Origin of the sequence: Pseudomonas fragi (assembly GCF_002269505.1) — a bacterium.
Classification (GTDB): domain Bacteria; phylum Pseudomonadota; class Gammaproteobacteria; order Pseudomonadales; family Pseudomonadaceae; genus Aquipseudomonas; species Aquipseudomonas fragi_D.
This window is the reverse complement of record NZ_NQKQ01000015.1, coordinates 75,387-95,124: the sequence shown is the minus strand read 5'-3', so window position 1 is coordinate 95,124 and position 19,738 is coordinate 75,387. Positions and strand designations below refer to the sequence as shown.

At 58.2% G+C, this 19,738-nt stretch carries 17 protein-coding genes; 14 read left to right on the top strand and 3 right to left on the bottom strand.

The window, feature by feature from the left end:
* Nucleotides 1–56: 56 nt before the first annotated feature.
* From CJU81_RS14670 to CJU81_RS14620, 11 genes are all read left to right on the top strand, one after another.
* Entirely contained in the window at nucleotides 57–2,807 is a 2,751-nt protein-coding gene (locus CJU81_RS14670) for an LPS-assembly protein LptD (protein WP_095037240.1), read from the top strand.
* On the top strand, nucleotides 2,782–4,122 hold the full coding sequence (gene surA / locus CJU81_RS14665; RefSeq protein WP_176464850.1) for a peptidylprolyl isomerase SurA: 1,341 nt from the start codon (nucleotides 2,782–2,784) through the stop codon (nucleotides 4,120–4,122). Before CJU81_RS14670 ends, surA begins: the two co-directional genes overlap by 26 nt.
* Nucleotides 4,119–5,108, top strand: a complete 990-nt coding sequence (gene pdxA / locus CJU81_RS14660) for a 4-hydroxythreonine-4-phosphate dehydrogenase PdxA (RefSeq protein WP_095037238.1) — start codon at nucleotides 4,119–4,121, stop codon at nucleotides 5,106–5,108. The genes surA and pdxA overlap by 4 nt, the downstream gene beginning before the upstream one ends.
* On the top strand, nucleotides 5,105–5,923 hold the full coding sequence (gene rsmA / locus CJU81_RS14655) for a 16S rRNA (adenine(1518)-N(6)/adenine(1519)-N(6))-dimethyltransferase RsmA (protein WP_016782429.1): 819 nt from the start codon (nucleotides 5,105–5,107) through the stop codon (nucleotides 5,921–5,923). Before pdxA ends, rsmA begins: the two co-directional genes overlap by 4 nt.
* A gap of 123 nt (nucleotides 5,924–6,046) precedes the next feature.
* Nucleotides 6,047–6,427 carry a Co2+/Mg2+ efflux protein ApaG gene (gene apaG, locus CJU81_RS14650; RefSeq protein ID WP_095037237.1) on the top strand — a complete coding sequence of 127 codons (381 nt, stop codon included), beginning with the start codon at nucleotides 6,047–6,049 and terminating at the stop codon, nucleotides 6,425–6,427.
* A complete protein-coding gene (locus CJU81_RS14645; protein WP_095037236.1) occupies nucleotides 6,427–7,308 on the top strand; it encodes a symmetrical bis(5'-nucleosyl)-tetraphosphatase in 882 nt (293 codons plus the stop codon). Before apaG ends, CJU81_RS14645 begins: the two co-directional genes overlap by 1 nt.
* Before the next feature lie 32 nt (nucleotides 7,309–7,340).
* Nucleotides 7,341–7,670 (top strand): thiosulfate sulfurtransferase GlpE, encoded by a 330-nt coding sequence (gene glpE / locus CJU81_RS14640; RefSeq protein ID WP_095037235.1) that lies wholly within the window; start codon nucleotides 7,341–7,343, stop codon nucleotides 7,668–7,670.
* Between the two features lie 299 nt (nucleotides 7,671–7,969).
* A complete protein-coding gene (locus CJU81_RS14635; protein WP_095031099.1) occupies nucleotides 7,970–9,892 on the top strand; it encodes a PrkA family serine protein kinase in 1,923 nt (640 codons plus the stop codon).
* A 105-nt stretch (nucleotides 9,893–9,997) separates the two neighbouring features.
* Complete coding sequence (locus tag CJU81_RS14630; protein WP_095037234.1) at nucleotides 9,998–11,272, top strand: YeaH/YhbH family protein; 1,275 nt, start codon at nucleotides 9,998–10,000, stop codon at nucleotides 11,270–11,272.
* A complete protein-coding gene (locus CJU81_RS14625; RefSeq protein WP_095037233.1) occupies nucleotides 11,269–12,831 on the top strand; it encodes a SpoVR family protein in 1,563 nt (520 codons plus the stop codon). The genes CJU81_RS14630 and CJU81_RS14625 overlap by 4 nt, the downstream gene beginning before the upstream one ends.
* 62 nt (nucleotides 12,832–12,893) lie before the next feature.
* Nucleotides 12,894–14,117, top strand: a complete 1,224-nt coding sequence (locus tag CJU81_RS14620) for a multifunctional CCA addition/repair protein (protein WP_095037232.1) — start codon at nucleotides 12,894–12,896, stop codon at nucleotides 14,115–14,117.
* 133 nt (nucleotides 14,118–14,250) lie between these two features.
* On the opposite strand, the gene folK is transcribed toward CJU81_RS14620, so the two are convergent.
* Both folK and folB read right to left on the bottom strand, forming a co-directional pair.
* The gene (gene folK / locus CJU81_RS14615; protein ID WP_095037231.1) at nucleotides 14,251–14,775 is read right to left on the bottom strand and encodes a 2-amino-4-hydroxy-6-hydroxymethyldihydropteridine diphosphokinase; all 525 of its coding nucleotides are present in this window, start codon (nucleotides 14,773–14,775) and stop codon (nucleotides 14,251–14,253) included.
* On the bottom strand, nucleotides 14,766–15,119 hold the full coding sequence (folB, locus tag CJU81_RS14610) for a dihydroneopterin aldolase (protein ID WP_095031104.1): 354 nt from the start codon (nucleotides 15,117–15,119) through the stop codon (nucleotides 14,766–14,768). Before folB ends, folK begins: the two co-directional genes overlap by 10 nt.
* A 74-nt stretch (nucleotides 15,120–15,193) precedes the next feature.
* Here folB and plsY point away from each other — a divergent pair, with 74 nt between their 5' ends.
* Nucleotides 15,194–15,763 carry a glycerol-3-phosphate 1-O-acyltransferase PlsY gene (gene plsY, locus CJU81_RS14605; RefSeq protein ID WP_095037230.1) on the top strand — a complete coding sequence of 190 codons (570 nt, stop codon included), beginning with the start codon at nucleotides 15,194–15,196 and terminating at the stop codon, nucleotides 15,761–15,763.
* Nucleotides 15,764–15,806: 43 nt separating this feature from the next.
* On the opposite strand, the gene tsaD is transcribed toward plsY, so the two are convergent.
* A complete protein-coding gene (gene tsaD, locus CJU81_RS14600; RefSeq protein ID WP_095037229.1) occupies nucleotides 15,807–16,832 on the bottom strand; it encodes a tRNA (adenosine(37)-N6)-threonylcarbamoyltransferase complex transferase subunit TsaD in 1,026 nt (341 codons plus the stop codon).
* Nucleotides 16,833–17,030: 198 nt separating this feature from the next.
* Here tsaD and rpsU point away from each other — a divergent pair, with 198 nt between their 5' ends.
* The gene (gene rpsU, locus CJU81_RS14595) at nucleotides 17,031–17,246 is read left to right on the top strand and encodes a 30S ribosomal protein S21 (protein WP_002551877.1); all 216 of its coding nucleotides are present in this window, start codon (nucleotides 17,031–17,033) and stop codon (nucleotides 17,244–17,246) included.
* A gap of 471 nt (nucleotides 17,247–17,717) precedes the next feature.
* Entirely contained in the window at nucleotides 17,718–19,673 is a 1,956-nt protein-coding gene (gene dnaG / locus CJU81_RS14590; protein WP_095037228.1) for a DNA primase, read from the top strand.
* Nucleotides 19,674–19,738: the final 65 nt, after the last annotated feature.

Genomic DNA, 19,738 nt, shown 5'->3' with positions numbered 1-19,738 from the left:
AGGCGTGCGGTCCCCCACCGCGGGCTGATGGCACGCAGGAAGCCCGGACTAATAAGATGGCATTGAAATCCCCCGCGTTTCGTAAAAAATTTCCGTTGCTGGTAACCGGCAGTTTGCTGGCCATGCAACCTTTAGCCACGCCGTTCGCTTTTGCCGAGGAGCAGTATGACTGTTCCGTGTCGGCTACGGGTGGCTGGGATTGCGCACCAAAAACCAACGTGGCGCAACTGCCACCGCGTCCGTCGCACAGCGACGGGACTGCAGGTGCCAGCGGCGAGCCCAGCGAGCAGGTCCAACAGACCCCGCTGGTAACCGAGGCCAAGGGCCGCGGTCTCAAGGCGCGCAGCGACGACTACAGCCACCTCGACTGGGTACCACGCGACAAGCTGACCCCGGCCCAGCTGGCCGAAACCGGTCCGTACTGCTCCGGCTCGTACGTGGAGCCCATCCGTCCGGGCATGAACGACCCGACCAGCAAAAGCGACGCCCCGACCTTTATTGGCGCCAAGGCCTCCCGCTATCAGCAGGATGAGCAGATTGCGACCCTGGCCGGTGACGTCGTGATGCGTCAGGGCAGCATGCAGATCGAAGCCGACGAAGCCAGCCTGTATCAGGCTGAAAGCCGTGGCGAGCTTAATGGCAAGGTACGCCTGCGTGACAACGGTGCCCTGATCGTCGGCGACCACGCCGATGTGCAACTGGACACCGGTGCGGCCAAGGTCGACAACGCCGAATATGTACTGCACAAGTCACGCATCCGCGGCAGCGCGCTGTATGCCAAACGCGCTGAAGACTCGGTCATTCGTCTCAAGGACGGCACGTACACCACGTGCGAACCAAGCAGCAACGCCTGGCAGCTCAAGGGCAACAACATCACGTTGAACCCGGCCACCGGTTTCGGTACGGCCACCAACGTGACGCTGCGGGTCAAGGACATTCCGGTGTTCTATACCCCTTACATCTATTTCCCGATCGACGATCGCCGTCAGTCCGGTTTCCTGCCGCCGTCCTTCAGCAGCAGCACCGACACTGGCTTTATGCTCGTGACCCCGTACTACTTCAACCTGGCACCCAACTACGATGCCACGTTGTACCCGCGCTACATGACCAAGCGCGGCCTGTTGATGGAAGGCGAGTTCCGTTACCTGACCGAGTCCAGCGAAGGCCAGTTCGGTGCCGCGTACCTCAACGACGATAACGACGACCGCAAGCGCCAGACCGATTACACCGACAAGCGCTACATGCTCAACTGGCAGCACAAGGGTGGCCTGGATTCCCGCGTACTGACTGAAGTCGACTACACCAAGATCAGCGATCCGTATTACTTCCAGGACCTGGAAAGTGACCAGATCGGCGTTGAAAGCCGTGACTACCTGAACCAGCAGGGCGCCGTCAGCTACCGTGGCGATGACTACACCGCCAAGCTGAACGTGCAGGCCTATCAACTGGCCACCGTTACCCAGATCACGCCTTACGACATGTTGCCGCAGCTCACCCTCAACGGGATGCTGCCAACTCACCCGGGCGGCCTGAACTTCGCGTACAACACCGAGCTGGTGCGATTCGATCGCGACCTGAAAACCGGTGACTTCACCAACGAAGACAACACCTCGTCTCCGCGTCTGGATACATACGTCAAGGGCCTGGCCCGAGCGAACGGCACACGCCTGAACCTGGCGCCTGCCATGAGCCTGCCGATGACCACTAGCTATGGTTTCGTGACGCCGACTCTCAAGTACATGTATACCCAGTACGACTTGGATCTTGATAGCGAAGGTAAAAATACTCTGCTGGCCGGTGAGAATTACAAGAGCTCACAAAACCGTAGCGTGCCTATCGCCAGTATCGATAGCGGCCTTTACTTCGACCGCAATACGAACTGGTTCGGCACCAATTACCGCCAGACTCTGGAACCGCGGGCGTTCTACCTGTATGTGCCCGAGCGCAACCAACAAGACATCCCAGTCTTTGACACCAGCGAGAGCACCTTTAGCTACTCCTCGCTGTGGCGTGACAACCGTTTTACCGGCTCCGACCGTGTCGGCGACGAGAACAAGCTGTCGCTGGGCCTGACCAGCCGTCTGATCGAAGACAACGGCTTTGAGCGTCAGCGTATCAGCGTTGGCCAGGCTTACTACTTCAAGGACCGCAAAGTTCAGTTGCCGGGCATTGACGCAAACCGCAAAGACGCTACATCCAGCGTATCCCCTTATGCCCTTGAATACGCTTATCGCTTCAACCGCGACTGGCGTGCGACTGCTGACTACAACTGGGACCCGGAAACCCGCAGCCCGCGCTCAGGCAGTGCGATGATGCATTACCAACCTGAGGACAACCCGAACAAGGTGGTCAACGTCGGCTATCGCTATCGTAATGACCAGGTTCGCTATGACCAGTACACCGGCAAGTGGATCATCGGTGGCGGCGACTTTGGTACGCCAGGTCAACCGGGTTACATCAAGGATTATTACAAAATTCAGCAGCACGACTTCTCGGTTATCTGGCCGATCGTGCCGCAATGGAACGCCATCAGCCGCTGGCAGTACGACTACAACCGCAACCGTACCCTGGAAGCCTTCGGTGGCTTCGAGTACGACAACTGCTGCTGGAAGCTTCGTCTGATCAGCCGTTACTGGGTATCCAACGACGAGTACACCCAGGAAGCCCCTCAAAACGAGAAGGGCGACCATGGTCTCTTCCTCCAAGTTGTGCTGAAAGGTCTCGGTGGCGTTGTTGGCACCAAAGTAGAGAGCTTCCTCGACAAAGGCATCCAAGGTTATCGTGAACGTGAAGATCAAGCTTTCTGAGTGTCTGCGCCCGCTAATGCTGGGCGCGTTGTTCCTGGGTACTGCAGCCAGCGCTGCAGTACAGCCCCTGGATAAAGTGGTGGCCATCGTCGACAACGACGTGATCATGCAGAGCCAACTGGACCAGCGTGTCCACGAAGTTCAGCAAACCATCGCCAAGCGCGGCCAGGGCGTACCGCCTGCCAGCGTTCTGGATCAGCAAGTGCTTGAGCGCCTGATCGTCGAAAACCTGCAACTGCAGATCGGCGAGCGTTCAGGCATTCGCATCACGGACGAAGAGCTGAACCAGGCCATCGGCACCATTGCCCAGCGCAACAACATGACCATCGAGCAGTTCCGTCAGGCCCTGGCCCACGACGGTCTGTCTTATGAAGATGCCCGTGAACAGGTGCGTCGCGAGATGATCATCAGCCGTGTGCGTCAACGCCGCGTGGCTGAGCGCATTCAGGTAACGGATCAGGAAGTGAAAAACTTCCTGGCATCGGACCTGGGCAAAATGCAGATGTCCGAAGAGTATCACCTGGCCAATATCCTGATCCCGACGCCTGAAAGCGCGAGTTCGGAAGCTATCCAGAATGCGGCAAAGCAAGCTGAAGAGGTCTACAACAAGCTCAAGCAAGGCGCTGACTTTGCACAAATGGCCATCGCCCGCTCCGGCAGCGACACGGCACTGGAAGGCGGCGACATGGGCTGGCGTAAAGCTGCTCAACTGCCACCACCTTTCGACCGCATGCTCAGCGAAATGCCTGTAGGCGACGTTACACCTCCAGTACGCACGCCAGGCGGCTTCATCATCCTCAAGCTGAACGCAAAACGTGGCGGTGGATCCGTGGTGGTGGACGAAGTCCATGTCCGTCATATCCTGATCAAGCCAAGCGAAATTCGTACTGAAGCGCAAACCAAAGAACTGGCCGCCAAAATCTACGACCGCATCACCTCGGGCGAAGACTTTGCCACCCTGGCCAAGACTTATTCGGAAGACCCGGGTTCCGCCCTCCACGGTGGCGACCTGAACTGGGTTGACCCCAACTCGCTGGTACCGGAATTCCGCGAAGCCATGGCCGACACTCCGCAAGGCGTGCTGTCCAAGCCATTCAAGACCCAATACGGCTGGCATGTTCTGGAAGTCCTTGGCCGTCGTGCCACTGACAGCACCACCCAGGCTCGCGAGCAACAGGCCATGAACGCCCTGCGTAATCGCAAATACGATGAAGAGCTGCAATCCTGGCTGCGTCAGATCCGCGACGAGGCCTATGTAGAAATCAAGCTGCCAGGCGCAACCGGTACTGACAGCGCAGGCCAGGCCGCGCAGTGAACACACAGCGTTTTGCCCTGACACCCGGCGAACCGGCAGGTATAGGTCCCGACCTGTGCCTGCTGCTCGCCTCGCAACACCAGCCACACCCCCTGATTGCCATCACCAGCCGCGACCTGCTCCTTGAGCGGGCCGCGCAGCTCGGTGTGGCTGTCAGCCTGCTACCGGTCGGGCCAGGCAACTGGCCCGATCAGCCGGCTCCGGCAGGCAGCCTGTACGTGTGGGACACCCCGCTCAATGCTGCGGTTACCGCTGGCAAGCTGGACAAGGCCAACGCAGCCTTTGTGCTGCAGACCCTGACCCGCGCCGCACAAGGCTGCATGAAGGGTGACTTCGCCGGCATGATCACCGCCCCTGTGCATAAAGGCGTGATCAACGAAGCGGGTATCCCGTTCTCCGGCCACACAGAATTCCTCGCTGACCTGACCCGCACCGAACAGGTCGTGATGATGCTCGCCACGCGCGGATTGCGCGTGGCACTGGTCACCACGCACCTGCCGCTACGTCAGGTCAGCGATGCAATAACCCCCGAGCGACTGATGCGGGTCACCCGCATTCTGCACGCCGACTTACAACAAAAATTCGGCATTGCCCGGCCGCGAATCCTGGTATGCGGGCTCAACCCCCATGCAGGTGAAGGCGGCCATTTGGGCCACGAAGAAACAGACATCATCGAACCAACCCTGGAGCGCCTGCGCAGCGAGGGCATGGACCTGCGTGGCCCGCTGCCTGCCGACACTCTGTTTACCCCAAAATATCTGGAACACTGCGACGCAGTGCTGGCGATGTACCACGACCAAGGCCTGCCCGTACTCAAGTACAAAGGGTTTGGTGCCGCCGTCAACATCACCCTGGGCTTGCCGATTATCCGCACCTCTGTCGACCACGGCACCGCCCTGGATCTGGCGGGTAGTGGCAAGATCGATACCGGCAGCCTGCAAGTCGCCCTGGAAACCGCCTACCAGATGGCCGAGACCCGTATATGAACGAGCAATACCAACACAAGGCGCGTAAGCGCTTTGGTCAGAACTTCCTGCACGATGCCGGGGTTATCGACCGCATCCTGCGCGCCATCAACGCCAAGGCTGGCGAACGTCTGCTGGAAATCGGCCCGGGCCAGGGTGCCCTCACCGAAGGCATCCTCAACAGCGGTGGTCAACTCGACGTTGTGGAGCTCGACAAGGATCTAGTGCCGATCCTCAACCGCCAGTTTGCCGGCATGAGCAACTTCACCCTGCACCAGGGTGATGCACTGAAGTTCGACTTCAAGAGCCTCAACGCGGCACCGCGCACCCTGCGCGTGGTCGGTAACCTGCCGTACAACATCTCCACCCCGCTTATTTTTCACCTGCTGAAAAACGCCGACCTGATCCGCGACATGCACTTCATGCTGCAAAAAGAAGTGGTCGAGCGCATGGCAGCAGGACCTGGCGGTGGTGACTGGGGTCGTCTGTCGATCATGGTTCAGTACCACTGCCGCGTAGAACACTTGTTCAACGTAGGCCCGGGTGCATTCAACCCGCCGCCAAAAGTTGACTCGGCGATTGTCCGCCTGGTGCCCCACGAAGTTCTGCCGCACCCGGCAAAAGACCACCGCCTGCTTGAGCGCGTGGTTCGCGAAGCCTTCAACCAGCGCCGCAAGACCCTGCGCAACACCCTCAAAGCCTTGCTCAGCAACGCTGAAATCGAAGCCGCAGGCGTCGATGGCAGCAAACGCCCGGAGCAACTCGACCTGGCCGCCTTCGTGCGCCTGGCCGACAAGCTCAGCGAGCAACCGGTCGTGGCGCCCGCCGCCGACTGATCGCCGAGAAAAAACGGGGGCCAGGCCAGACGCCACGTCTGGCCTAGTACCCGTTGTTTGGCCTAGACTCAGGCATCAGTTTTATCCCGAACTGTGTCTTCGCTTTCAAGTAAGGCCTCTCGCATGCACGATCCCCGCTATCTGGTCGACGTCAGCGTCGTCACACGTTATCTGCCAGAACAATCGCAGCCCGAACATCAGCGCTTTGCCTTTGCGTACACCATTACGGTGCGCAATAACGGCTCAATACCCGCCAAGCTGCTGTCCCGGCACTGGGTAATCACCGACGGCGATGGTCATGTTGAAGAAGTCCGTGGCGCCGGTGTTGTAGGGCTGCAACCCAGGATTGATCCCGGCAGCGAGCACATTTACAGCAGTGGGTCGGTCATCATGACCAAAGTCGGCACCATGCAGGGCAGCTACCTGATGCATGCCGATGACGGCCATGAGTTCAAGGCCATTATTGCGCCCTTTCGCCTGGCGGTGCCCGGAGCCCTGCACTGATGGCGGTGTATGCTGTTGGCGACCTGCAAGGTTGCCTGAAACCGCTCAAACGCCTGCTCGAACGTGTGGCCTTCGACCCCACCAAAGACAAGCTATGGCTGGTGGGCGACCTGGTCAATCGCGGCCCCGAATCGCTGGAAACCCTGCGCTTTCTGTACCGCATGCGCGAATCGCTGGTCTGCGTGCTGGGCAATCATGACCTGCACCTGCTGGCCGTTGGCCGCAATATCGAGCGTCTGAAAAAAGGCGACACCCTGCGCGAAATTCTTCAGGCTCCCGATTGCGACGAGCTGTTGAACTGGCTACGCCAGCAGCCGCTACTGCATTACGATGCCGAGCGCGACATTGCACTGGTGCATGCCGGAATACCGCCACAGTGGACACTGAAAAAAGCCCTCAAATGCGCCAGCGAAGTCGAGCAAGCCCTGCGTGATGACAATCTTATAGGGCCTTACCTTGACGGCATGTATGGCAACGATCCTGCCAAATGGGACAACGAGCTGACCGGCGTGACCCGCTTGCGGGTTATTACCAACTATTTCACCCGGATGCGTTTTTGTACCCGAGACGGCAAACTCGACCTCAAAAGCAAAGAAGGCGTAGGCACTGCACCGCCCGGCTTCGCGCCGTGGTTCAGCTACAAAGAACGCAAAACCCAGGGCCTCAAGATCATCTTCGGGCACTGGGCAGCACTGGAAGGCAACTGCAAGGAACCCGGCATCTTCGCACTCGACACCGGTTGCGTTTGGGGCGGGGCCATGACCCTGCTCAATGTTGACACGGGCCAACGCCTGCTCTGCGACTGTGACGACCCGGCCCTTGCCGCACCCTCCATTGCTCCGCACACCGAGCCACCTTCCCACCCCTTGGGCGCAGGCTAACCGCGCCCGCAGTCAGGCCACAGGAATTTCCCATGACCGAATTCAAACGTATCCCGCCAGAGCAAGCCCAGGCCCTGCGCGAACAAGGCGCCGTCGTCGTCGATGTACGCGACCCGCAAGCCTTTGCCGCCAGCCACATCAGCGGCGCGAAGCACCTGGACAACCACTCGCTGCACGACTTCATCGCCAACGCCGACCTCGACGTCCCGCTGATTGTCGCCTGCTACCACGGCAACTCCAGCCAAAGCGCCGCTGCGTACCTGGTAAGCCAGGGCTTTAGCGAGGTCTACAGCCTGGATGGTGGCTTCGAGTTGTGGCGTGCCACTTACCCGAACGAAACCGCCAAAAGCCCCACCGAATAATATTTTTATCAGCCCCAGCCCCCGTGTTCAGAGGGCTTGGGGCCTGCCTGACCAACGGTCGAGAGCAACAATTCACGCATCTGACCTTGACCTCCCGTATTACCAACTATCCTTTACCTCAGGCCATCCAAATCTGGGGAGAGCCGGTACACCGGCGAATGGATCATCGGTAGTAACTTCAAGGGTTTAGCCACCTTGATGGTGTCCTGGGGGGTACACAGCAGCTGAAATGCTGCTGCATGCCAGCACTCGAACTGACCGATCTATCGCCGACTCCACGTATCGAGCGAGGTGACGTCATGAGTATTTTTAGCCACTTCCAACAACGCTTTGAATCCACACGCCAGGAAGAGCTTACGCTCCAGGAATATCTTGAGCTGTGCAAACAGGACAAAAGCACTTACGCCTCTGCCGCTGAACGGCTGCTGCTGGCTATTGGTGAGCCTGAACTGCTGGACACCTCAACCGACTCCCGACTGTCGAGGATTTTCTCCAACAAGGTGATTCGCCGCTATCCGGCCTTTGAAGACTTCCATGGAATGGAAGAATGCATCGACCAGATCGTTTCCTACTTTCGCCATGCCGCACAGGGCCTGGAAGAGAAGAAGCAAATCCTCTACCTGCTGGGCCCGGTAGGTGGCGGCAAGTCATCGCTTGCCGAAAAACTGAAACAACTGATCGAAAAGGTACCCTTCTACGCAATCAAGGGTTCACCGGTCTTCGAATCGCCTTTGGGCCTGTTCAACGCCACCGAAGATGGCGCGATCCTCGAAGAAGACTTCGGCATCCCCAAACGCTACCTGAGCACCATCATGTCGCCGTGGGCCACCAAGCGCCTGGCAGAATTTGGCGGTGATATCAGCCAGTTCCGCGTGGTCAAACTCTACCCGTCGATCCTTAACCAGATCGCCGTGGCCAAGACTGAACCCGGCGACGAAAACAACCAGGATATTTCTGCACTGGTGGGCAAGGTCGATATCCGCAAACTTGAAGAATTCCCGCAGAACGACGCCGACGCCTATAGCTACTCCGGTGCGCTGTGCCGGGCCAACCAGGGCCTGATGGAATTCGTCGAGATGTTCAAGGCCCCCATCAAGGTGCTGCATCCACTGCTGACCGCGACTCAAGAGGGCAACTACAACAGCACTGAAGGTCTGGGCGCTATTCCGTTTACTGGCATCCTGCTGGCTCACTCCAACGAATCCGAGTGGCACACCTTCCGCAACAACAAGAACAACGAAGCGTTTATCGACCGGATCTACATCGTCAAAGTACCGTACTGCCTGCGCGTCAGCGACGAGATAAAGATCTACGACAAACTGCTGTTCAACAGCTCGCTGGCCAAAGCCCATTGTGCTCCTGACACCCTGAAAATGCTGGCCCAGTTCACCGTGCTCTCACGTCTCAAAGAGCCGGAAAACTCGAACATTTACTCAAAAATGCGGGTCTATGACGGCGAAAACCTGAAAGATACCGACCCGAAAGCCAAGTCCATCCAGGAGTACCGTGACAACGCGGGCGTCGACGAAGGCATGAACGGTCTTTCGACCCGCTTTGCGTTCAAGATCCTGTCCAAGGTATTCAACTTCGATCCGCACGAAATTGCGGCCAACCCGGTTCACCTGCTCTATGTGCTCGAACAGCAGATCGAACAGGAACAGTTCCAGGCTGAAACCCGTGAGCGCTACCTGCGTTTCCTCAAGGAATACCTGGCACCGCGCTACATCGAATTTATCGGCAAGGAAATCCAGACCGCATACCTGGAGTCCTACAGCGAGTACGGGCAAAACATCTTCGATCGCTATGTGCTTTACGCAGACTTCTGGATCCAGGATCAGGAATACCGCGACCCTGAAACCGGCGAAATCCTCAACCGCGTGGCGCTTAACGAAGAACTGGAAAAAATCGAAAAACCGGCAGGCATCAGCAATCCGAAGGATTTCCGCAACGAGATCGTCAACTTCGTACTGCGTGCCCGGGCCAACAACAACGGCAAAAACCCGACCTGGCTCAGCTACGAGAAGCTGCGCGTAGTGATCGAGAAAAAAATGTTCTCCAACACCGAGGACCTTCTGCCGGTCATCAGCTTCAACGCCAAGGCGAGCAAGGAAGACCAGCAAAAACACAACGACTTCGTTACCCGAATGGTCGAACGCGGCTATACCGACAAACAGGTACGCCTGCTCTCCGAGTGGTACCTGCGGGTCCGCAAGTCGCAGTAAGGCAGCTGTAAGCCCCAGGCCTCAAGCTGCAAGAACATGGAAGCTCGCGTACGGGCTTCCGCTTGCAGCTTGCTGCTGACCACTTGAAGCTGCCCGGAGGGCTCCATGAGCTATGTGATCGACCGACGCCTCAATGGCAAGAACAAGAGCACGGTTAACCGTCAGCGTTTTCTGCGGCGCTACCGTGACCATATCAAAAAGGCCGTAGAAGAGGCCGTAGGCCGCCGCTCCATTACGGATATGGAACATGGCGAGCAAATCAGCATCCCAGGTCGCGATATCGATGAGCCGGTGATGCACCATGGGCGCGGTGGCAAGCAAACGGTGGTGCACCCAGGCAACAAGGAGTTCACCAGCGGGGACCACATTCCGCGCCCGCAAGGGGGCTCAGGTGGTGGCGGCGGGCCTGGCAAAGCGGGCAATTCCGGCGAAGGCATGGATGAGTTCGTGTTCCAGATCACGCAGGAAGAATTCCTCGAATTCATGTTCGAAGACCTCGAACTGCCCAACCTGGTCAAACGCAACCTGACCGGCACCGACACGTTCAAAACCGTACGCGCCGGTATCAGCAACGAGGGCAACCCGTCGCGCATCAACATCATTCGCACCTTGCGTTCAGCTCACGCTCGACGCATCGCCCTGTCCGGCAGCAGCCGGGCAAAACTACGCGAGGCCAAAGCCGAGCTGGAACGGTTAAAACGCGAAGAGCCGGATAACTTCGGCGATATCAAAACCATTGAAGCCGAAATCGAGAAACTCAGCGCACGCATTCATCGCGTTCCGTTCCTCGACACCTTTGACCTCAAATACAACCTGCTGGTCAAGCAACCCAACCCCAGTTCCAAGGCTGTCATGTTCTGCCTGATGGACGTTTCAGGTTCCATGACCCAAGCCACCAAAGACATTGCCAAACGCTTTTTCATCCTGCTGTACCTGTTCCTGAAGCGAAACTACGACAAGATTGACGTGGTGTTTATCCGCCATCACACCAGCGCACGGGAGGTGGACGAAGAGGAGTTTTTCTATTCCCGGGAAACAGGCGGCACCATCGTGTCCAGCGCACTCAAACTGATGCAGGAGATCATGGCCGAGCGCTACCCCACCAATGAGTGGAACATCTACGCAGCCCAGGCCTCTGACGGAGACAATTGGAACGACGACTCTCCCATCTGCCGCGACATTCTGATCAACCAGATCATGCCATTTGTGCAGTACTACACTTATGTTGAGATCACTCCGCGCGAACACCAGGCGCTCTGGTATGAGTACGAACGCATCAGCGAGGCGTTTTCCGACACCTTCGCTCAACAGCAACTGGTCTCGGCCGGCGATATTTATCCGGTCTTCCGTGAACTCTTCCAGCGCAGGTTAGTGACATGACCGCCAAAGAGAATAAGCGCCAACCCATCTCCACCGGCTCAGAGTGGACCTTTGACCTGATCCAGGCGTATGACCGCGAAATCGGCCGCCTGGCTGGCCGCTATGCGCTGGACACTTACCCCAACCAGATTGAAGTCATCACCGCCGAACAAATGATGGATGCCTACGCTTCGGTGGGCATGCCGCTGGGCTACCACCACTGGTCCTACGGCAAGCACTTCCTTAGCACTGAAAAATCCTACACACGGGGCCAGATGGGCCTGGCCTACGAAATCGTTATCAACTCAGACCCCTGCATTGCCTACCTGATGGAAGAAAACACCATCTGCATGCAGGCATTGGTGGTGGCCCATGCCTGCTATGGTCACAACAGTTTCTTCAAGGGCAACTACCTGTTCCGCACCTGGACTGACGCCAGCTCGATCATCGATTACCTGGTGTTCGCCAAGCAGTACATCATGCAATGCGAAGAGCGCCACGGCATCGACGCGGTCGAGGACCTGCTCGACTCCTGCCACGCCTTGATGAACTACGGTGTGGACCGCTACAAACGGCCTGATCCGATTTCAGCCGAAGAGGAGCGCCGTCGACAAAAGGAACGCGAGGAGCACCTGCAAAAGCAGATCAACGATCTGTGGCGCACCATCCCCAAAAGCGCAGGCAAACTCAGCGAGAAGGACAACGCCCGCTTTCCCGATGAACCTCAGGAAAACATCCTCTATTTTCTGGAAAAGCACGCGCCCCTGCTGGAACCCTGGCAGCGCGAAGTCGTACGTATCGTGCGCAAAATAGCCCAGTACTTTTACCCACAACGGCAAACGCAAGTGATGAACGAGGGGTGGGCAACTTTCTGGCACTACACCCTGATGAACGACCTCTATGATGAAGGCCTGGTCACCGAAGGCTTTATGATGGAGTTCCTTATTTCCCACACCAGCGTGGTGTTCCAGCCCGGCTTTGACAGCCCTTACTACAGCGGCATCAACCCCTACGCGCTGGGGTTTGCGATGTATTGCGATATCCGGCGCATATGCGAACACCCGACCGAGGAGGATCGCTACTGGTTCCCGGACCTTGCAGGCAGCGACTGGTTGTCGAGCATCAAGTTCGCCATGAGCAGTTTCAAGGACGAGAGTTTTATCCTGCAGTACCTGTCACCCAAAGTGATCCGCGACCTGAAACTGTTCAGCATCATGGACGACGATCAAAAAGATGACCTGCTGGTACCTGCCATCCACGACGAAAACGGCTACCGCATCATTCGCGAAACCCTTGCCGCGCAATACAACCTGGGCAATCGCGAACCCAATATCCAGATCTGGAGCATCGACCGCCGGGGTGACCGCTCACTGACTCTGCGCCACCAGCAACACGACCGCAAACCGCTGGGCGACTCGACCGACGAAGTTCTCAAGCACCTGCACCGCTTGTGGGGTTTCGACATCCACCTTGAAACCCTGCAGGGCGATCAGGTCATGAAAGTCCACCACGTACCGCCAAAAGGCGATCATGGCGACAATGATCGCGGCCGCCAGGATATGGGACCCATACACCTGTAACAAACCCAAGCCTCCGCTAACGCGACACACAGGCTATCCTGTCGCGCTAACGGAGGTTTTTTATGCAGATCTATAAAGTTGGCGGCGCCGTACGGGATCGCCTGCTGGGCAAGCCCGTCACCGATATTGACTGGGTGGTGGTAGGTGCAACTGCCGAGCAAATGCAGGCCTTGGGTTATCGCCCGGTAGGCTCCGATTTCCCGGTGTTTCTTCACCCCAAGACTGGCGACGAATATGCGCTGGCCCGCACTGAGCGCAAAAGTGGCCATGGCTATGGCGGCTTTATCTTTCATGCCAGCCCCGACGTTACCCTCGAAGAAGACCTGATACGCCGCGATCTGACCATCAATGCGATGGCGGAGGATGAAGCCGGCAATGTGACCGATCCTTACCACGGCCAACGCGATCTTGAAGATCGTATTTTACGCCATGTTTCCCCCGCGTTCGCCGAAGATCCACTCAGAGTCCTGCGGGTGGCCCGGTTTGCTGCGCGCTACGCCAGCCTGGGTTTCAGCATCGCGCCCGAAACACTGGAACTGATGCGCCAACTGTCGCACTCCGGCGAGCTGCAAGCCCTGACCCCGGAGCGCTGCTGGAAAGAAATTTCCCGCGCCTTGATGGAAGATCAGCCTCAGGTTTTTATTGAAGTGCTGCGCAGCTGCGACGCTCTTGAAGTACTGCTGCCCGAAGTAAATGCCTTGTTCGGCGTGCCGCAGCCTCCGGCCCATCACCCGGAAATCGACAGCGGCTTGCACACCCTCAGCGTTTTGGAGCAATCCGCACGCTACAAGCAACCGCTGACCGTACGCTGGGCCTGCCTGCTGCACGATCTGGGCAAAGGGCTTACGCCTGAAAAAGACTGGCCAAGGCATATTGCCCACGAACACAAAGGGCTGCGCCTGATCAAGGCGGTCAATGATCGCTACAAGGTGCCAAGGGACTGCCAGGAACTGGCATTGCTGGTGGGCGAATATCACACCCACGGGCATCGCGCCCTTGAGCTCAAGGCATCGACGCTACTGGAATTGCTGCAGCGCTTTGACGTGTACCGTAGGCCGCAGCGGTTCGAGGAGTTTATCGTAGCCTGCGAGATGGACGCCAAAGGGCGCCTGGGGCTGGAAGATCGGCCATACCCTCAAGCCGACTACCTGCGCGGCGCCGCGCGGGCAGCTCTTGCGGTAGCAGTGCAGCCGCTACTGGAACAGGGTTTTAAAGGCCCCGAGCTGGGTGAGGCACTCAAGCGCGAACGGCTTAAGGCACTGCAAGCCTACAAGGATGCCGCGTAGTGCAAACCTTGTGGGAGCGGGCTTGCTCGCGATTAGGGCACCACGGTCTTTCAGACAGACCGCATCGACGCCATCGCGAGCAAGCCCGCTCCCACAAAAAAAAGCAGCAACCTGCAGCCCATTCAATCGACTCTCAGCCCGCCAGCATCTCCAGCGGCGTCAACTGCTCCCCCCGCCACTCAAAGGCAGCAGGTGCCAGAACCTGATCGATCTGCGCCTCGGCCCACATCTGGGAAAGCGTCTTGCCCACACCGGGATGGACTTTGTCTGGCGCTATCAAAGACAGCGGCCACAACACAAAAGCATTTTTGAGAATTTCGGCACGCGGCAGGGTCAGCCCCTCGAAATTGCCCTCCAGATCGCCGTAAAACAACACGTCGATATCCAGAGGCAAACCCTTGCGATCGTGGGCATAACGACCGTTATCGGCTTCGATCAGCTTCAAACGCCGACTTAGCTCAACCAGCGGCAAATCGGTTTTCGCCGACACCACCAGATTGAAAAATGGCCCGCTCTTGATCCCTACCGGCTGGCTTTCGAACACGGGCGAACACTGCATGCCCAGCAAAAAACCGGCCAGCGCATCCAGCCCCGCCTGCAGATGTGTTTCGCGCTCGACATTACTGCCCAGCCCAAGATAAACCCGAGTTAGCGACATCCGCGCTCAATCTCCACGCCCACCCCTGTAGCCGCCGCAACGGCGCCAGGCTTGGTCAGCTTGAGGTGCAGCCAGGGAATATTGAACTCGCTCATCAGCACCTCGGCCAGACGCTCTGCGAATGTCTCTACCAACTGGAACTGAGCCTGCTCGGCAAACGCCTGAATACGCGATGAAACACTCGCATAATCCAGTGCTAGCGTCAGGTCATCGCCAGCCGCAGCAGGGCGATTGTCCCACGCAAAACTTAGATCAAGGCGCAGGCACTGACGGATGCCACGTTCCCAGTCATAAGCACCGATAACGGTGTCAACTTCCAGGCCTTCGATAAACACTCTGTCCAAGCACTCTTCTCCGCAGCACGACAAGGGCGCAATGCGCCGTTAGAATCAGGGCGTCCTCGCCCGGAATAGTTAGCATGTTTTGGTTACTGGCGATCCTCGCCTACCTGCTCGGCTCTCTGTCCTTTGCCATTTTGCTCAGCCGCCTGACGGGAACTCCCGACCCGCGAATGAGTGGATCGGGCAATGCGGGCGCAACCAACATGTTGCGTCTGGCCGGCAAAAAACTTGCCGTCCTGACCCTGCTCGGCGACCTGCTCAAGGGGCTTTTGCCCGTCATGCTGGCCCGCCAACTGGATTTTTCGCTCCAGGACCAGGCCTGGATTGGCGGCTGCGCCGTCGTAGGGCACATGTACCCTGCTTACTTCCGCTTTCGCGGCGGCAAAGGTGTCGCCACTGCTGCCGGCATGCTACTGGGCCTGTATCCGCCCGCCGCACTGCTGGCTGTCGCCGCATGGCTGCTGACCTTTCAGCTGACCCGTACCAGCTCGCTGGCGGCGCTGATAGCCACCCCCTTGACCCTGCCATTGCTGGCCTGGCAAGAGCCTGCTGCACTGCTGCCCATGAGCGTCTTGACGGCGCTGATTGTATGGCGACACCGCGGCAATTTACGCGACCTGATGGCCGGGCGCGAACGGCATTTCTGAATCTAGCCCGTGAAAAGCCTTCACGTTTGACTCAACCCTGCTCTCACAGGGGCTTCAACTGCTCCATCGGCCAGCGTGCCTGCACGCTGATCGCCAATGTCTCGTGCTGTCCGGCCTGCAAGCGCTGGCAACCGGCAAACGCAATCATCGCGCCATTATCCGTACAAAATTCCGGACGGGCGTAATACACGTTGCCATTCATCTCACCGAGCATTTTCTCAAGCGAAACGCGCAACGCCTTGTTGGCACTGACCCCGCCTGCAATCACCAGGCGCTTCATGCCTGCGTGCTTCAAGGCGCGCTTGCACTTGATGGTCAGTGTTTCAACCACAGCCTGCTGGAACGCCAGGGAGATATCACAGCGCGTCTGCTCAGTATCGTCGCCTGCTGCCACGCAACGCTGCCAGGTGTTCAGGGCAAACGTCTTGAGGCCGCTGAAGCTGAACTGCAGCCCCGGACGGTCAGTCATGGGCCGCGGGAACACAAAACGCCCGGCAACGCCCTGAGCGGCCAACCGGGCGATCTCAGGACCACCCGGGTAGTTGAGCCCCATCATCTTCGCGGTCTTGTCGAACGCTTCACCCGCAGCATCATCCAGCGTCTCGCCCAACAACTCGTATTGGCCGATGCCATCAACGCGAACCAGCTGCGTATGACCGCCCGAGACCAACAAAGCGACGAACGGGAACTCCGGAGGCTGCTCTTCGAGCATCGGAGCCAGCAAGTGGCCTTCCATGTGGTGCACGCCGAGGGCAGGAATACCCCAGGCAAATGCCAGCGCCTGAGCGCAAGAAGCCCCAACCAGCAGGGCCCCGACCAATCCTGGGCCTGCCGTGTAGGCAATCGCATCGATCTCGGTCGGCACGCAGTCAGCCTCGGCCAGCACCTGACGAATCAGGGGCAGCATCCGCTTGACGTGATCCCGTGAAGCCAGCTCCGGAACCACACCGCCATAGGCGCGGTGAAGGTCGATCTGACTGAACAGTGCATCGGCCAAAAGCCCGCGTTCACTGTCGTATAGCGCGACGCCGGTTTCGTCGCAGGAGGTTTCTAATCCCAGTACTAGCATGGGTTTACGCCTTGTAGAGGCTAAATTCGAAGGCGCGCATAATAGTCGCCACTCCCGCCCCCGGCCAGCGGTTTTCGATCAGAGGCTTTGCATTCCGGGCGATGAGGGGTTAACATCCGCAACCCTTAAAAACCGACGTCTTCCAACGCGATTTTGCCTTGAGACGTTGACCCCGGTAATGAATGAAGGTAGCTCTGGATGCCAGCCGTCAAAGTAAAAGAGAACGAACCCTTCGACGTAGCTCTGCGTCGTTTCAAGCGCTCCTGCGAAAAAGCCGGTGTTCTGGCTGAAGTTCGCAGCCGCGAATTTTACGAGAAGCCGACTTCTGAGCGTAAGCGTAAAGCAGCAGCTGCTGTTAAGCGTCACGCGAAGAAAGTTCAGCGCGAGCAGCGCCGCGCCGTTCGTCTGTACTAATACACAGACGTTCGTTGCACGCTTCTGCCAAGCCCGGCCTAAAGCCGGGCCGTAGGCAGTTGTTGCAAGTTACATGCTTTATCGTCAAGGCCGCAGATGCGACCGCGACAAGCGTTACAACACGTCAGACCTGGCCTAATAGCCAGCGGTGCACGTCTTTACTGACGAGCCTTCCAAGGCTACCGACGAGCACACCTCTCTGATTTTCCTTAAAGACGATCAGCCCAAGGCACCTCTCCAGTGCCTGCTTATGAGCTATCCGAGACCAGCCACTGGTCAGTGCCGGACTCAGAGCGTGACGTTTATCGATCCCATCGACTCTGATTAATATGAGTAGAGCGGATTTCGACAGATACACTTCCCCGAGATAATTGAGCAGACGCCCCACGATCGAGCAGAGCTTTTGCCTGCACGCACGACGACCAAGCTCTTTATACGGACCCACTTCTGCGCAGTGATGACGAGAACGCCATGGCCGGGTTAATCCCCCAGAGCTTTATTGACGACCTTCTGAACCGTACCGATATCGTCGATGTCGTCAGCTCGCGCGTGCAAATGAAGAAAGCCGGCAAGAACTACACTGCCTGCTGCCCCTTCCACAAAGAAAAAACCCCGTCGTTCAGCGTCAGCCCGGACAAACAGTTCTATTACTGCTTTGGCTGCGGCGCTGGCGGCAATGCCCTCGGCTTCATCATGGATCATGACAACCTGGACTTCCCCCAGGCTGTCGAAGAACTGGCCAAAGCCGCCGGCATGGAAATCCCACGGGAAGAAAGCGGCCGCCCGCACAAACCTCGGCAACCGACTGACTCCCCGCTCTACCCGCTTCTGACTGCCGCTGCTGACTTCTATCGCCAGGCCCTGAAAAGCCATCCGGCACGAAAAGCGGCGGTGGACTACCTGAAGGGCAGAGGCCTGACCGGCGAAATAGCCCGCGACTTCGGTTTGGGCTTTGCGCCACCAGGCTGGGACAACCTCTACAAACACCTGAGCAGTGACACGCTGCAACAAAAAGCCATGATCGACGCCGGCCTGCTGGTCGAAAACGCCGAGACCGGCAAACGCTACGACCGTTTTCGCGACCGGGTCATGTTTCCGATTCGCGACAGCCGTGGCCGCATCATCGCTTTTGGCGGCCGAGTGCTGGGTGACGACAAGCCCAAATACCTGAATTCCCCGGAAACCCCGGTCTTTCACAAAGGCCAGGAACTCTACGGGCTGTTCGAAGCGCGCAAATTCAATCGCAGCCTCGACGAAATCATCGTGGTTGAAGGCTACATGGACGTCATCGCCCTGGCCCAGCAAGGCCTGCGCAATGCTGTCGCGACACTGGGCACCGCCACCAGCGAAGAACACATGAAGCGCCTGTTTCGCGTGGTGCCCAGCGTGCTGTTCTGTTTTGACGGCGACCAGGCTGGCCGCAATGCAGCATGGCGCGCACTTGAAGCCACGCTGCCCTGCCTGCAGGACGGGCGTCGCGCCCGCTTCCTGTTTTTGCCCGAAGGCGAAGACCCGGACACCCTGGTTCGCTCCGAAGGCACCGACGCTTTCAAGGCGCGCATCAACCAGCATGCCCAGCCGCTGGCAGATTACTTTTTCCAGCAACTGACCGAAGAAGCCGACCCGCGCTCGCTCGAAGGCAAGGCCCATATGGCCACGCTGGCAGCACCGTTGATCGACAAAGTCCCGGGCGCCAACCTGCGGGCCCTGATGCGCCAGCGCCTGAGTGAAATCACCGGCCTTACCAGTGAAACCGTCAGCCAGCTGGCGCAAAACGCGCCCGTAAAAGCCCAGGCACAGCCGGCCTACGATCCGGGCATTGATTACGATGCAATGCCCGACTACAGCGACTTCCAGCAACCGGACATGTACATCCCCCAACAGGAATGGACCCCGAAAAAGCCTGGCGCTGGCGGCAAAAAGTGGGAAAACAAGCCCTGGGACAAAAAAGGCAAGCGTGGCGGCGAACGCGAGCAGGCCTGGATCCCGGTAGGTGTTGAACCCCCTACCCTGACGGCCCTGCGCACCCTGCTGCATCACCCGCAACTGGCCAAGAAAGTTGAGGATGCCGGGCACTTTGCTGCAGAAGACCAGACTAATAATCAGCTACTGATTGCTCTGGTCGAGGCCGTACAGAAAAATCCTAGGCTAAGCTCTATTCAGCTACTGTCCCGTTGGCACGGCACTGAACAGGGCCGTTTGCTGCAAAGACTGCTGGAAAAGGAATGGCTAATTGATGCCGATAACCTTGAACAACAGTTTTTCGACACCATAACTAGTCTGTCAGCTCGCCAACGCGAGCGAAATCTTGAACAACTTCTTCGAAAAGCACGTCAAGGCGAGCTAAGTAGCGAGGAAAAAAATCAGTTACGCGACCTTCTAAGTCGCAATAATCCCGCATCAAACCCGACCTCAACTGGCGCGTGAGGTCATAGCTAAGGTATAATCCTCGGCTTGTTTTTTGCCCGCCAAGACCTTCAGTGGATAGGGTG